General features: G+C 60.0%; 9 protein-coding genes, 2 tRNA genes and 2 rRNA genes. 10 read left to right on the forward strand and 3 right to left on the reverse strand.

Translation table 11 applies throughout. The features are described from left to right. Positions 1 to 40 precede the first annotated feature (40 nt). The 4 genes from L0U82_RS06065 to rrf all read left to right on the forward strand — a co-directional run bounded on the left by L0U82_RS06065 (position 41) and on the right by rrf (position 3,787). Positions 41 to 117, forward strand: a tRNA-Ile gene (locus L0U82_RS06065). A gap of 71 nt (positions 118 to 188) precedes the next feature. Beyond that, positions 189 to 264 (forward strand) — tRNA-Ala (locus L0U82_RS06070). A gap of 295 nt (positions 265 to 559) precedes the next feature. After that, a 23S ribosomal RNA gene (locus L0U82_RS06075) occupies positions 560 to 3,439 on the forward strand. A gap of 234 nt (positions 3,440 to 3,673) precedes the next feature. Further along, a 5S ribosomal RNA gene (rrf, locus tag L0U82_RS06080) occupies positions 3,674 to 3,787 on the forward strand. A 245-nt stretch (positions 3,788 to 4,032) separates the two neighbouring features. Here rrf and L0U82_RS06085 read toward each other — a convergent pair. Next, on the reverse strand, positions 4,033 to 4,314 hold the full coding sequence (locus L0U82_RS06085) for a hypothetical protein (protein WP_233829159.1): 282 nt from the start codon (positions 4,312 to 4,314) through the stop codon (positions 4,033 to 4,035). 442 nt (positions 4,315 to 4,756) lie between these two features. On the opposite strand from L0U82_RS06085, the gene imuA reads away from it, so the two are divergent. Genes imuA through L0U82_RS06100 form a run of 3 tightly spaced genes read left to right on the forward strand, consistent with a single transcriptional unit; the run spans position 4,757 to position 10,924 of the window. After that, a complete protein-coding gene (gene imuA, locus L0U82_RS06090) occupies positions 4,757 to 5,596 on the forward strand; it encodes a translesion DNA synthesis-associated protein ImuA (RefSeq protein WP_233829160.1) in 840 nt (279 codons plus the stop codon). Continuing rightward, the gene (locus tag L0U82_RS06095; RefSeq protein ID WP_233829161.1) at positions 5,496 to 7,256 is read left to right on the forward strand and encodes a Y-family DNA polymerase; all 1,761 of its coding nucleotides are present in this window, start codon (positions 5,496 to 5,498) and stop codon (positions 7,254 to 7,256) included. Before imuA ends, L0U82_RS06095 begins: the two co-directional genes overlap by 101 nt. A gap of 5 nt (positions 7,257 to 7,261) precedes the next feature. Then, positions 7,262 to 10,924 (forward strand): error-prone DNA polymerase, encoded by a 3,663-nt coding sequence (locus tag L0U82_RS06100; protein ID WP_233829162.1) that lies wholly within the window; start codon positions 7,262 to 7,264, stop codon positions 10,922 to 10,924. Positions 10,925 to 11,102: 178 nt separating this feature from the next. Here L0U82_RS06100 and L0U82_RS06105 read toward each other — a convergent pair whose 3' ends face one another. Next, positions 11,103 to 12,026 carry a dTDP-4-dehydrorhamnose reductase family protein gene (locus tag L0U82_RS06105; RefSeq protein ID WP_233829163.1) on the reverse strand — a complete coding sequence of 308 codons (924 nt, stop codon included), beginning with the start codon at positions 12,024 to 12,026 and terminating at the stop codon, positions 11,103 to 11,105. 14 nt (positions 12,027 to 12,040) lie between these two features. Then, positions 12,041 to 12,256 (reverse strand): heavy-metal-associated domain-containing protein, encoded by a 216-nt coding sequence (locus L0U82_RS06110; RefSeq protein ID WP_233829164.1) that lies wholly within the window; start codon positions 12,254 to 12,256, stop codon positions 12,041 to 12,043. A gap of 123 nt (positions 12,257 to 12,379) precedes the next feature. On the opposite strand from L0U82_RS06110, the gene cueR reads away from it, so the two are divergent. From cueR to L0U82_RS06125, 3 genes are all read left to right on the forward strand, one after another. Further along, positions 12,380 to 12,802: a Cu(I)-responsive transcriptional regulator gene (cueR, locus tag L0U82_RS06115; RefSeq protein WP_233829165.1), complete on the forward strand. Its 423-nt coding sequence runs from the start codon at positions 12,380 to 12,382 to the stop codon at positions 12,800 to 12,802. A 303-nt stretch (positions 12,803 to 13,105) separates the two neighbouring features. After that, a complete protein-coding gene (locus L0U82_RS06120) occupies positions 13,106 to 13,252 on the forward strand; it encodes a DUF3563 family protein (RefSeq protein ID WP_233829167.1) in 147 nt (48 codons plus the stop codon). A 292-nt stretch (positions 13,253 to 13,544) separates the two neighbouring features. Continuing rightward, the gene (locus L0U82_RS06125; protein ID WP_233829168.1) at positions 13,545 to 13,853 is read left to right on the forward strand and encodes a hypothetical protein; all 309 of its coding nucleotides are present in this window, start codon (positions 13,545 to 13,547) and stop codon (positions 13,851 to 13,853) included. Positions 13,854 to 14,230 lie beyond the last annotated feature (377 nt).

Below are 14,230 nucleotides of genomic sequence, written 5' to 3' on the forward strand. Positions count from 1 at the left end.
GCTTATCGGCTGTAGTTAGAAGAAGATCAGACAGACTCAGGGGTCTGTAGCTCAGTCGGTTAGAGCACCGTCTTGATAAGGCGGGGGTCGATGGTTCGAATCCATCCAGACCCACCAGTGCCTGTCTGTGGTGCTGGCTGAAGACCCGCTGGGGCTGAACGGATGAGGTATCTGTCTGTTGCATGACTGGGGGATTAGCTCAGCTGGGAGAGCACCTGCTTTGCAAGCAGGGGGTCGTCGGTTCGATCCCGTCATCCTCCACCAATCCTCAATGCCAAGGGTTCAGCATGAAGCGATGCTGAGTACTTCGCATTGGCGATTGAGCCAGTCAGAGCGATATGAGGCAACTCATAATCGGCTGTCGTTCTTTAACAATCAGGAAGAAGTAGTAAAGAGATTCACGAAAGCGTACTTAGAGATGGGTGCGTGAGTAGGTGAATCAGGGTTGTGATTGTATCGATGTATTTTTAAGTGATCGAAAGATCGCTTTGGAATACGGCGCAACACGAATACTCAACCTGTAGCGAGTGCGTCTCGAGATGAGACATACCCGTTATAGGGTCAAGCGAACAAGTGCATGTGGTGGATGCCTTGGCGATCACAGGCGATGAAGGACGCGGTAGCCTGCGAAAAGCTCCGGGGAGCTGGCAAACGAGCATTGATCCGGAGATGTCCGAATGGGGAAACCCACCTCTTATGAGGTATCCGTAGCTGAATACATAGGCTACGTGAAGCGAACGCGGTGAACTGAAACATCTAAGTAACCGCAGGAAAAGAAATCAACCGAGATTCCCAAAGTAGTGGCGAGCGAAATGGGATCAGCCTGTACTCTTTATTCTCATTGTTAGTCGAACGCTCTGGAAAGTGCGGCCATAGCAGGTGATAGCCCTGTAGACGAAAACAGCGGGAAAGAACTGGGTGTACGACAAGTAGGGCGGGACACGTGAAATCCTGTCTGAAGATGGGGGGACCATCCTCCAAGGCTAAATACTCGTGATCGACCGATAGTGAACCAGTACCGTGAGGGAAAGGCGAAAAGAACCCCGGGAGGGGAGTGAAACAGATCCTGAAACCGCATGCATACAAACAGTCGGAGCCTCGCAAGGGGTGACGGCGTACCTTTTGTATAATGGGTCAGCGACTTACATTCAGTGGCAAGCTTAACCGATTAGGGCAGGCGTAGCGAAAGCGAGTCCGAACAGGGCGTCCAGTCGCTGGGTGTAGACCCGAAACCAGGTGATCTATCCATGGCCAGGTTGAAGGCACGGTAACACGTGCTGGAGGACCGAACCCACTAACGTTGAAAAGTTAGGGGATGAGCTGTGGATAGGGGTGAAAGGCTAAACAAACCTGGAAATAGCTGGTTCTCTCCGAAAACTATTTAGGTAGTGCCTCGTGTATCACCTTCGGGGGTAGAGCACTGTCATGGTTGTGGGGTCCATTGCGGATTACTACGCCATAGCAAACTCCGAATACCGAAGAGTGCAATCACGGGAGACAGACATCGGGTGCTAACGTCCGGTGTCAAGAGGGAAACAACCCAGACCGCCAGCTAAGGTCCCCAAATATGACTAAGTGGGAAACGAAGTGGGAAGGCTAAAACAGTCAGGAGGTTGGCTTAGAAGCAGCCATCCTTTAAAGAAAGCGTAATAGCTCACTGATCGAGTCGTCCTGCGCGGAAGATGTAACGGGGCTAAGTCATATACCGAAGCTGCGGATGCATATTTATATGCATGGTAGGAGAGCGTTCCGTAAGCCTGCGAAGGTGCACTGGAAAGTGTGCTGGAGGTATCGGAAGTGCGAATGCTGACATGAGTAGCGATAAAGGGGGTGAAAGGCCCCCTCGCCGTAAGCCCAAGGTTTCCTACGCAACGTTCATCGGCGTAGGGTGAGTCGGCCCCTAAGGCGAGGCAGAAATGCGTAGCTGATGGGAAGCAGATTAATATTTCTGCACCATTGTGAAATGCGATGGGGGGACGGATCGCGGAAGGTTGTCCGGGTGTTGGAAGTCCCGGTCGCTGCATTGGAGAAGGCGCTTTGGCAAATCCGGGCGCAGGATTCAAGGGTGTGGCGCGAGCGACTTAGGTCGCGAAGCAACTGGAAGGGGTTCCAGGAAAAGCCTCTAAGCTTCAGTTTCACAGTGACCGTACCGCAAACCGACACAGGTGGGCGAGATGAGTATTCTAAGGCGCTTGAGAGAACTCGGGAGAAGGAACTCGGCAAATTGGTACCGTAACTTCGGGATAAGGTACGCCCTTGTAGCTTGACTGGCCTGCGCCAGAAGGGTGAAAGGGTTGCAATAAACTGGTGGCTGCGACTGTTTAATAAAAACACAGCACTCTGCAAACACGAAAGTGGACGTATAGGGTGTGACGCCTGCCCGGTGCCGGAAGATTAAATGATGGGGTGCAAGCTCCTGATTGAAGTCCCGGTAAACGGCGGCCGTAACTATAACGGTCCTAAGGTAGCGAAATTCCTTGTCGGGTAAGTTCCGACCTGCACGAATGGCGTAACGATGGCCACACTGTCTCCTCCCGAGACTCAGCGAAGTTGAAGTGTTTGTGATGATGCAATCTCCCCGCGGCTAGACGGAAAGACCCCATGAACCTTTACTGTAGCTTTGCATTGGACTTTGAACCGGTCTGTGTAGGATAGGTGGGAGGCTTTGAAGCTGGGACGCTAGTCTCAGTGGAGCCGTCCTTGAAATACCACCCTGATCTGTTTGAGGTTCTAACCTTGGTCCGTAATCCGGATCGGGGACAGTGCATGGTAGGCAGTTTGACTGGGGCGGTCTCCTCCCAAAGTGTAACGGAGGAGTACGAAGGTACGCTAGGTACGGTCGGAAATCGTGCTGATAGTGCAATGGCATAAGCGTGCTTGACTGTGAGACTGACAAGTCGAACAGGTGCGAAAGCAGGTCATAGTGATCCGGTGGTTCTGTATGGAAGGGCCATCGCTCAACGGATAAAAGGTACTCTGGGGATAACAGGCTGATACCGCCCAAGAGTTCATATCGACGGCGGTGTTTGGCACCTCGATGTCGGCTCATCTCATCCTGGGGCTGTAGCCGGTCCCAAGGGTATGGCTGTTCGCCATTTAAAGAGGTACGTGAGCTGGGTTTAAAACGTCGTGAGACAGTTTGGTCCCTATCTGCCGTGGGCGCTGGATATTTGAAGGGACCTGCTCCTAGTACGAGAGGACCGGAGTGGACGAACCTCTGGTGTACCGGTTGTCACGCCAGTGGCATCGCCGGGTAGCTATGTTCGGAAGAGATAACCGCTGAAAGCATCTAAGCGGGAAACTCGCCTTGAGATGAGATATCCCCGGGGCTTTAAGCCCCTTGAAGGGTCGTTCAAGACCAGGACGTTGATAGGTCAGGTGTGCACGTACAGTAATGTACTGAGCTAACTGATACTAATTGCCCGTAAGGCTTGATCCTATAACAGGTGTGTCTCGACAACCGTTAGTGCTTCAGCACTTACGGATGTCCGATCCCCGAAGGGGATACGAACCTCCACAGGAGGTGACAGGACGCACGGTTGAGATCAGTGTTGTGCCAGAACCAACACAACCCCCCAACACGATTCACACACGAATCCTTTACGCTTCTTCCCGATTGGCTGTGGCGCTCACCGGTTGACTCCAACCCCCAGCGACGCAGCAACCCGTCATGCCTGATGACCATAGCGAGTCGGTCCCACCCCTTCCCATCCCGAACAGGACCGTGAAACGACTCCACGCCGATGATAGTGCGGATTGCCCGTGTGAAAGTAGGTAATCGTCAGGCTCCCCTCATGTCAGAAACCCCACCCCCAGCGGTGGGGTTTCTGCGTTTACGGGCGCAGGAAGCGCGGGCATAACGCCGGACGACACTCCGGATGTGCCGGATCGCAGCCCTTCCCGGGCAATCTGGAAAACGGTCAGTTCCAGAGCCATCTCCGACGCTCCTGTCTCATCACGTCGGCCAGATGTTACGACGTCGAGCCAGAATATTTCTTCGTTCTAGCGCCGGTCAGCAGATATCCACGCCCGTCAAGCCTGCTTGCGCACCGGGGCCGAATCGGATCTGCCGATGATAAGCCGGTCGAGCCGTTCGCTCGCCTCCGTGATCGCCCATAGCGGCGCGTGACGCAACTGCCGGTCGTAGTTCGTCGCGATCGATGCAAACAGAGCGAACTCCGCGTCATCGAGCTTCCACGCATTGTGTTCCCGTCCGGCGCCGAATACGGATGCCGCGGCACGGTCCGCGGCATGGAACTCCTCGCGGCTCATCGAGCCGAAGCCCGCTTCGGCCAGGTAACTGGGCACAGCCACTTTGCCGTCATGCCGCCGCGTGATGAGCGACCTTGTAGGTCTCTGAGAAGCCGCAAATCGCGCATGCGCATCACACGATAGACTCGTTTGGTTTTCCCGCGGCCTCGTAGCATCAGCATCGCAACGCTGGCGTGCATCGCAACACGCCCCCCATCGCATCGATAGCGCTGACGTCGATCACATCAGCAGTACCTTCTCCATTCACCTTTCCTCACTCTTAACATTCGCCATAGAATACTGTATAAATATACAGTATTTCGAGCCACTAAACGCGCCCCATTAATCTCCCGACTGCAAGAAGTTAGCTGCATATCAGCGATATTTGTATGCAAAAACCGCACGTTCCTTGTTTGCCTGCTGATGCTTGTTTTCGATGGTATCAGTCGAGACAAGGCGTCTACATCCAACAGAGGCGGAGCGTTATCGATCAAAGAGTGTGTCCATGGCCACAGCGATTCGGTTAGCGACGACCACATTGTCATCGCAACTACAGCGTCAGATATGGCAAGGCAACGAGCTTGCCGGCTCGGACTCGCGTGTGATTTCCAGTGGCTATGCCGCGCTGGATCGGTTGTTGCCGGGGCAAGGCTGGTCTGCGGGTGGTCTGACGGAGCTGCTAATCGAGCACTGCGGACTAGGAGAGGTGCGCCTGCTGGCTCATGCGCTTCGTCATCTGACACAACAGGCCGGTCGGTACGTCATGCTCGTCGCGCCTCCCTATCAACCCTGTGTCGCGGCGTTGCAGGCATGGGGGATCGATATCGGGCGCGTGCTATGGGTGCGTTCGACGGAGGATCAGGCGCTTTGGGCTGCCACTCAGGCATTGAAGCAGGACGGTATCGGCGCGCTGCTGGTCTGGCTGCCGAGTGCGCGTGCCGACAAGGTCCGGCGCTTGCAGGTGGCGGCTCAGGAGTCGGCAGCGCTCGCATTCCTGATCCGCCCGGTGGCGGCGGCCTCGCAATCGTCACCGGCGCCTTTGCGGATGATCTGCGAACCGCTGTTGCCAGCCAACGCGGAGACGATCAATCGCCGCCAGTGGCTGCAGGAAATCGGTCTGTCGATCGACATCTTCAAGCGCCGCGGACCACCGCTGGCCGAGCCTCTTCATCTCGTTCTGCCTTTACAGAGCGTGGTGTTGCCGGAAGGCGGAAGTGGCAGTCATCAACGCGCAGAGATCAAACATGTTGTGGATCGCAGTCACCTTACCGCTATTGCCGCTGGAAGCAGTGAAACCGTTCGCACTCGCTCCGGATGGTTCACCCGCGAAGCCGAACCGGCCTGATCCGCGTGACGTCACCGCTCAGCCTCGAGTTGCCACGGCTCCAGACAAGCGAAGCTGTTATGCGCTAGCCGATCATGCACACATCCTGATGCCGGATCTCGACGCCTTGCGTGCCGGCGTTCAGGTTGGGCACTCGCGCTCGTACGCATTGGCGCTGGCACCCGGTTTGACGCTGCTTGCCGCCGATGCCGCCCGTGAAACCCAGGCATTCGAAGCGATTGCGCTGGCTTTGCTGAGCTACACGCCCAAGGTGTCACTCGCCGACGCACACACGCTGCTGCTGGAAGTCGGCTCCGGCCTGCGCCTGTTCGGCGGCTTGCGCGCGCTGTTGTCGCGGGTATCGGCCACGGTGGCGGCATTCGGTTATGTGGCGCGCATTGCCTGTGCACCGACCGCCTGGGGAGCGTGGCTATTGGCCCAGGCGCGCGCGTGCCGGCAGGGGCGCCGTTGGCATGTAGTCAAGGCGGCGTCGCTCGCACATGTGCTCGATGGGTTGCCCGTCTCACTGCTGCCGGTCGAGCAGGCGCATCGCGATGCGTTCTCGCATGTCGGCTGCGCGACGCTCGCCGACTTGCGCGGCTTGCCTCGGTCCGGCATCGTGCGCCGGTTCGGCGGCGGCATTCTGGATCTGCTTGCGCAGGCGTACGGCACGCGGGCCGATCCACGCGAATCGTTTCGCGCGCCAGCGTCGTTTCATGCGCAACTGGAGTTGCCGTCGCGAGTCGATAACGCCGATGCGCTGCTGTTCGCCGCGCGCCGGTTGATCGTGCAGCTGGCCGGCTGGCTGAATGCGCATCATGCGGCGCTCAGCGGTTATACGTTGCTGTTCGAGCATGAGTTGGCGTCGCGCCATGCGTCGAAGACATCGAGTCTGAAGGTCGCGTGGGCGATACCGTCACGCGATGCCGAGCATCTGATCTGGCTGTTGAGGGAAAAGCTGAACCAGACAGTGCTGGCGGCGCCCGTCATCGAACTGAAGCTGGTAGCGGATCAGATCGTCGACCATGCCGGGCGCTCGGACACGTTGTTTCCGATGCCGGAGTCGGACGGCGATTCTCTCGCGCGGCTGCTCGAACGGCTGAGCGCGCGGCTAGGGCCCGAGAACGTGCTGCAGATGTCGGTGCAGGACGATCATCGTCCGGAGCGGTCCATGCGCGTGGAAGCCTACGAGGCGCAGGCGTTTTCACGCAGACAGCGCGCGCCCGCGAAGAGCCGCGCCAAGGTCAAGGCGGACAAGACCTGGCTTACCGATGAACTGCGCAATGCCGCGCAAGAAGAGCGTGAGGGCAGTGAGCCATCGGCACACGACCGCTCAGCCTCATCCGCGCCGGCCGGCACGGCGAACGCTTCGGCGACGGCGCAACCCGAGCCCAATGTCCAGGCCGTGCCCGAAGATCTCCCCGACAGCGAGTTGCCTTCGCAACCTCGTCCGCTCTGGCTGCTCGATCAGCCGTTGCGTCTGATGATGCGTGATCAGCGGCCGATCTATCGCCGGCCGCTGAAAATGCTCACGCGTACCGAGCGAATCGAAGCGGGGTGGTGGGACGGCAATCCCGTCGCGCGCGATTACTACATCGCGGCCGACGATCGCGGCCACATGTTCTGGGTGTATCGCGAGCGGGTCAACGGCGAGTGGTATTTGCAGGGTCTGTTCGGCTGAATGCGATGAAGATGCCTGAACCGTCCTTCTCGCAGCAGACATTCGCGGCGCACCTGCCGGCGTACGCGGAGCTGCATTGCCTGACCAATTTCTCGTTCCTGCGCGGGGCTTCGCAGCCGCATGAGCTTGTTGAGCGGGCGATGGCGTGCGGCTACAGCGCGCTCGCGATTACCGACGAATGTTCGCTGGCTGGCGTCGTGCGCGCTCATACGACGGTAAAGGACATCGCGAAAGAACAGGAACGCGAACGGAAGGAGCGCGAAGAAAAGGCCCGCCGCCAGGCCACACAAGCCGAAGCCTCTCCGGAAGACGCCATCAGCGCGTCTTTGCCGTCGGAGCCAGCCACGCAGGAAGGCGCTAACGAAGCCACTAACGAAACCGCCAACGAATCCCTCAATGAAGGCCCCAACAGCAAACCATCAAAGCCGGTCCCTCACCTCATCATCGGCAGCGAATTCAATCTGACCGATGCCGACGGCAAGCCCTTCTGCACGCTGGTTGCGCTCGCCATCAATCGCAACGGCTATGGCAACCTTGCCGAGCTGATCACGCTCGCGCGCTCGCGTGCGGACAAAGGCAGCTATCGCCTCGGTCCGGAAGATTTCACCGCCTCGCTGCCGCATCTCGAGCATCTGCAAGGACTGCCCGATTGCGTGCTGCTGCTCGTGCCGCAACGCACGGCGACGCTGTCGCACACGCTGCGTTGCGCGCATTGGCTGGCGTCGTTCGCGGCGCGGCGTGCATGGATCGCGCTCGAGCTCTGGCAAACCGGCAGCGACGATCTTCAGATCGACGCGTTGCGACTGCTTTCCAAAGAGAGCGGTTTGCCGCTCGTCGCAGCGGGAGGCGCGCTGATGCACACGCGCTCGCGCAAGCCGCTGCAGGATACGCTGACCTCGATCGGTCTCGGCACGCCGCTATCGGCCTGCGGCTATGCGCTGGAGGCCAATGCGGAGCGGCATCTGCGCACGCGTGTGCGGCTGGGCAAGCTGTATCCGAGTGATACGCTCGAAGAGACGCTGCGCATCGCCGCGTTATGCCGCTTCTCGCTCGATGAGCTGCAATACGAATACCCGGAGGAACTGGTACCCCGGGGCGAGTCGCCGCCGAGCTATCTGCGCAAGCTGGTCATGGCCGGCGCGATGGAGCGCTGGCCGGGCGGCCTCGACCTGAAGCGGATCCAGCAGATCGAGAAAGAGCTGAACCTGATCGCCGATCTGAAATACGAAAAATATTTTCTGACGGTGCACGATATCGTGAGTTTCGCGCGCTCCAGAAACATCCTGTGTCAGGGGCGAGGGTCGGCGGCGAATTCGATCGTGTGCTACTGCCTGCATGTGACGGAAATCGATCCGGTCAGCATGAACATGCTGATCGAGCGATTCATCTCGCGCGCCCGCAACGAGCCGCCCGATATCGACGTCGACTTCGAGCATCAACGGCGCGAAGAGGTGATCCAGTACATCTATGCGAAGTACGGTCGTCATCGCGCGGCGCTGACGGCATCGCTGATCACCTATCGCGCGCGCAGCGCGCTGAAAGACGTCGGCAAGGCGCTGGGTCTCGAAGCGTCGCTGATCGAGCGGATCAGCAAGTCGCAGCAATGGTGGGATGGGCCCGACGCGGTGGCTGCCTATCTGGCCGAAGCAGGCTTCGATGCGAGCTCGCATATCACGCAGAATCTGATCCGGCTCACCAGGGAGCTGCGCAATTTTCCGCGGCATCTGTCGCAACATGTCGGTGGCTTCGTGATCGCGAAGGATCGATTGTCGCGGCTCGTGCCGATCGAAAACGCGTCGATGAAGGACCGCAGCGTGATCGAGTGGGACAAGGACGATATCGACGCGCTCAAGCTGCTGAAAGTCGACGTACTTGCGCTCGGCATGCTGTCGGCGATTCGTCGCGCGCTCGAGTTCGTCGCGTTGCGTCGCGGTTTTCCGCGGTTCCGGATGCAGGACATCCCGCGCGAGGATCGTGGCGTCTACGAGATGTGCGGCCATGCGGACACGATCGGCGTGTTCCAGATCGAATCGCGCGCGCAGCAAAGCATGCTGCCGCGTCTGAAGCCGAGCGAGTACTACGACCTTGTGATCGAAGTGGCGATCGTGCGGCCGGGGCCGATTCAGGGTGGCATGGTGCATCCGTATCTGCGCCGCAAACAGAAGCTCGAACCGATCGATTACGCGAAGGAAGAATTGCGGCCAGTGCTTGAACGCACGCTCGGTGTGCCGATTTTCCAGGAGCAGGTCATGCATCTGGCGATGGTCGCGGCGGAATATACGGGCGAGCAGGCCGACGAGCTCAGGCGCGCGATGGCCGCCTGGCGGCGCAAAGGCAATCTCTCGAAGTATCAGAAGGATCTGACCGATCGGATGCTGGCGCGTGGCTATGAGCAGTCGTTTATCGACCGCATCTGCAAACAGATCGAAGGCTTCGGCGAATACGGTTTTCCCGAAAGTCACGCGGCGAGCTTCGCGTTGCTGGTCTATCTGAGCGCGTGGCTGAAGCGTTATGAGCCGGCCGCTTTTCTGGTGGGTTTGCTGAACAGCCAGCCGCTGGGTTTTTATTCACCGTCGCAACTGGTGCAGGACGCGAAGCGTCATGGCGTCAAGATACGGCCGCCCGATGTCAGCGTGAGCGACTGGGAGTCGACCTTCGAGCGGCGCGATGCCGAAGGACAGCGAATCGTGGCGGACGAGACCCGGCTGCGTCGTCAGTACGCGGTGCTGTCCGCGCAGCAACTGCGCAATCTGTCCTTACCGCATCTGAAAGCGAGCCGGACGGTCCGGCTCGCCGCGCGGCGCCGGACCGCGCGCATATTCCAGCCGTCGGCTACCTATGGCGCGCGCGGGCCGGCGGTGCGCATTGGTCTGCACCTGATCAAGGGGCTCGCGCAGGAGGCCGCCGAGCGCATCATGACGGCCCGCCGCGCCGCGCCGTTTGCGGCCGTCGACGATCTCGCGCGTCGCGCGGCCTTGACGCGGCGCGATCTCGAGGCGCTGGCCGCGGCGAATGCGCTGGCCAGCATCGCGGGTCATCGGCGCGAGGCGTGGTGGGCCGTGACCGCGCAGCACACGGTACCGAAGCTGCTGCGCGATGCGCCGATTGCCGAAGCGTCGCTCGCGCTGCCGCCGGCCAGCGAGCATCGTGAGATCGTCGACGACTACGCGAGTCTCGGTCTCACGCTCAATCGTCACCCTCTCGCGCTGTTGCGCGCGCGTCTCGCGAAGCAGCGTTTTCGCACGGCAGCCGAGCTCGCCACCTGCGGACATGGCACGCTCGCGCGCGCGTGCGGCATCGTCACAGTGCGACAGCGGCCGGGCACGGCGAACGGTACCGTATTCGTTTCCATCGAGGATGAAACCGGCTCGGTCAATGTGATTGTCTGGCCGTCGCTGGTGGAAAAGCAGCGCAAGGCGTTGCTGGGTTCATCGCTGCTGGCGGTCTATGGCGTCTTGCAGCGCGACGACGGTGTGACGACGGGGGGTGACAGGGCAGACATCACGCGTCATGCGAACGAGGCTCGGGAGGCTGAGCGGCGCGGTGGCGCAAAGCAGAAAAGCCGCCACACGCAGAAGGGCGAGGTGGTTCATCTCGTCGCTCATCGTCTCGAGGATTACAGCGCATGGCTCGGGGAACTAGCTACGACGAGCCGGGATTTTCATTAACCGGCGCAGGCTGGCTCCGCTGTACGCGATCGATACGGGCTTGCGTTGCTCGTGCAAGCTCGCCGCGGATCATCTCGCTACGAAAATGCAGCAATGGCAGGCGAATCGCCATCTATGCCAATCGACTTCGAGCGTTTTCAGGCAGCATGAAACCTGGTGCGGGGCCCGCGCTCAGGGCTCAAGCCGCCGATGAATCGCCTCGCCACGGAAACGCGGTCAGCACCTCGCGGATCGCCGCGTCAAACGGAGTACGCCGTCCGATCCCCAACGCCTCCAGACGGCTTGACGCCAGATGGCAGTTGTGCGGGCGAGGCGTCGCATCGATTGGCGTGCGCTGCGGCGTCAGATGTGCATCGAGTTGCAGCGCTTCGGCGAGACGCACGGCAATCTCGTACTTGGTCATCGGTTCGTCGCCCGACCATTGGACGATGCCGGAGATCGTTTCGCCGTTCGCATGCCATTCGAGCATTTGCCGGATCACGAATGCGACATCCGGCGTGTAAGTCGGATAGCGAATCGCCCATGCGTCCATCGTGGCGGGCTGACCATTGGGGGCGGCCGATGCGGCGATCGCCGGCACGAGACTCGTCACCGCCGATTCCGACCAACTGACGATCGGCCCATACAGAAGCGGCAAACGCAGTACGCAGCCGCGTTCGGCCGTTTCGCTCAGCGCCCGCTCTCCGTCGAGCTTGCTGTGGCCGTACGCGTTGAGCGGCGCGGGCGCGCTGTCGTGGCGATAGGGCGGATGGGTGCCGTCGAACACGTAGTCGGTCGACAGCGACAGGGTCCACGCGCCGCAGTGGTTCGCCGCCGCGGCAATGGTGCGCACGGCATCGACGTTCAGCGCGCGGGCCAGCGCCGGATCGTGTTCGCAGACATCAGGGCGGCGCTCCGCCGCGGCAATCACCACTGCATGCGGCGCCACGCGATCGATGAACTGTCTGACGGCCTGCCCGTCTCGAATGTCTAGCGTGACGCTTTCCGGTGATGGCCGGCTGAACGAGGTCGAGAAGATTTGCCAGCCGGTCTCGCGCGCCAGTTCGTCGACCAGCGCGCGGCCGAGCAGCCCTGAGCCACCGATGACGGCAACCTTGAACATGATCGTCGCCCCGTTTAGCTGACCGACGTGACCGCAGAAGTGACCGTGTAGCCGGCTTCGTCGATTGCAGCCTTCAGCGCGTCGACGGACTGCGCCGAATCCACCACGACGCGGCCCGCCGCGAGATCCACCTGAACCCGCGCGGCGGCGTCGTGTTCGCGAATCGCGTTCGTCACAGCCGCGACACAATGCTGGCAGCTCATACCTTCTACGTGGAGTTCGATCGTCATTGCAGACCTCGGTGGAATCAGTTGGCGGATAGTTGAATTATGCCTGCCGATCCGTATTTAGGCGGCTGACCTTCCAATCATGGGAAGGTGTACGATCGACTCAAATCCTGAGAGGAAACGATCATGAATATTGGCGAAGCGGCCCGCGCGTCGGGCGTCACGGCGAAGATGATCCGCTATTACGAAAGCGTCGGTCTGCTGACGGCGAAGGCGCGTACGAGCGCCGGTTATCGCGTATACGGCCCACAGGAAGTGCATTCGCTGCGTTTCATCCGGCAGGCGCGCCGGCTTGGCTTTCTGGTCGAGGATATCCGGCGGTTGCTGGCGCTATGGAACGATCGCTCGCGCGCGAGCGCCGAAGTCAAGCGGATCGCGCTCGAGCATGTCGCGGAACTCGATCGCCGCATTACTGAACTGACTGACATGCGCGACACGCTTGCACATCTCGCCGATCACTGCCACGGCGACGACCGGCCCGATTGCCCGATCATCGAGCGGCTTGCCGATACGGACCTGGTTTCAGGGCAGGGTTGTCATCCGCTTTGACCTTGAGCAACGCTCGGAGGCGAGTCGACTTTGAATTGCTTGCGACCCGTTCAAGCGCTTTGCACATTAATGGTGCGCGAATTGACGGCGAGAATTGGGGGTGCGACTTCGACAGCGATAAATCTCAATAAAATCAGACATATTCATGCACATTGTCTGTGCATTATTCCAAAATGGAATGCGCATCATGCGGGCATTTCACTGGTCAGGTTGCACTATCGGGCTATAATTCGGGTTAACCCTTTTACGGGAAATCCCTGATGTCCGATCACCGGGGATTCGATCTGATCCTTGGAGAACGTCATGTTTGCATACTTTCTTGAAACGCTGAGCACCTGGTTCGAAACCGCCGAACGTGACCGCCGCGAAGCCTACCTCGCATCGTCGTCGGATATCGTCCAGCTTGAACAGCGTATCCGCTCGCTCGAAACCAACGGTTATTCGCTGTAAGTCTCAACCTCTGGTTTGACCGGGCGTGCGTAATTTGCGCGACCATTGCAGTAAAGCGTAAGCCCCGTCGAAACGGGGCTTTGTCGTATCTGGAGCCTGAAATTTCCGCTGCCGGTCGCGGTTCTCGAACCGCCGTCGCATGGAAGCTGGTGATGGCGAATATCGACTAGCTTCGTAATTCAGACCGAGGTAAGGTAAGACGTTTTCGCGCAAGCCGGGACTACATTCATAACCGACCAGGCCGCCCATGTCCTCCGTCCGCTCGCTCCAATCATTCCAATCCGCGCTGACCATGGCCGCCGTGGTGGCGTTGACAACCATCTGTGCCGTTCCCGGTGCGTTCGCGGTATCCGATAGCGCGCGCAGGCCGGTGATTCTCGATACGCTGGGTGGTATCAACGACGGTCAAAGCGGTACGGTGCTGCTTAGCGCGCCTCCCGTGACACAACCGATCGTCGCTGCGCCGTCCCCCGCGGCGCCCGCCGAGTTGCCGCAGGAATCGTCGCCGCCGTTCGTTGTTGCGCCGTATATCCAGTTGCCGGTGGGCGGTAGCACGCCAGTGCGTCCATCGCCGCCTCGCCCGTTGCCCGCTCCTCGATAGGCTTGTAAAGCCGTAAAAAAAAGTCCGGCGACGGGTCTTGTCTCCGATTTGCTTCTTTCGGGGCATCGCGTTGCGATGGGGTTTTCCGCGTCATTGAACAGTCGGTTGCCGATGCACTGTGGTGCGCGGTCGCAAGGGGTGTCTGGCCGAAGCGTTCCTGCAATGCGAGCCTGCCGGGATCGGCTGAGAGGTTCCTGCCAACTCGTTTTCCTTCCGTCATGTCGTGACGTACTGAGCCTTCTCCCGCTGTGCGGAGCGCGCGGTCGCACGTATTGCCCACGCGCGGGCGCGCGTTCGCGACGTCGCATTGGGGTTTGGGCGCATGGCGTACACGAAACCGTCCGACGACAATCGTTTCGCGCTGCGCCGTCTCGAGC

It is taken from the genome of Paraburkholderia sp. ZP32-5, from assembly GCF_021390495.1.
GTDB lineage: Bacteria > Pseudomonadota > Gammaproteobacteria > Burkholderiales > Burkholderiaceae > Paraburkholderia.

Coding starts and splice junctions, on each gene's coding strand:
- L0U82_RS06105 (WP_233829163.1), bottom strand. CDS start 12,026: ATGTTCAAGGTTGCCGTCATCGGTGGCTCAGGGCTGCTCGGCCGCGCG.
- cueR (WP_233829165.1), top strand. CDS start 12,380: ATGAATATTGGCGAAGCGGCCCGCGCGTCGGGCGTCACGGCGAAGATG.
- L0U82_RS06095 (WP_233829161.1), top strand. CDS start 5,496: ATGTTGTGGATCGCAGTCACCTTACCGCTATTGCCGCTGGAAGCAGTG.
- L0U82_RS06120 (WP_233829167.1), top strand. CDS start 13,106: ATGTTTGCATACTTTCTTGAAACGCTGAGCACCTGGTTCGAAACCGCC.
- L0U82_RS06110 (WP_233829164.1), bottom strand. CDS start 12,256: ATGACGATCGAACTCCACGTAGAAGGTATGAGCTGCCAGCATTGTGTC.
- L0U82_RS06100 (WP_233829162.1), top strand. CDS start 7,262: ATGAAGATGCCTGAACCGTCCTTCTCGCAGCAGACATTCGCGGCGCAC.
- L0U82_RS06125 (WP_233829168.1), top strand. CDS start 13,545: ATGGCCGCCGTGGTGGCGTTGACAACCATCTGTGCCGTTCCCGGTGCG.
- imuA (WP_233829160.1), top strand. CDS start 4,757: ATGGCCACAGCGATTCGGTTAGCGACGACCACATTGTCATCGCAACTA.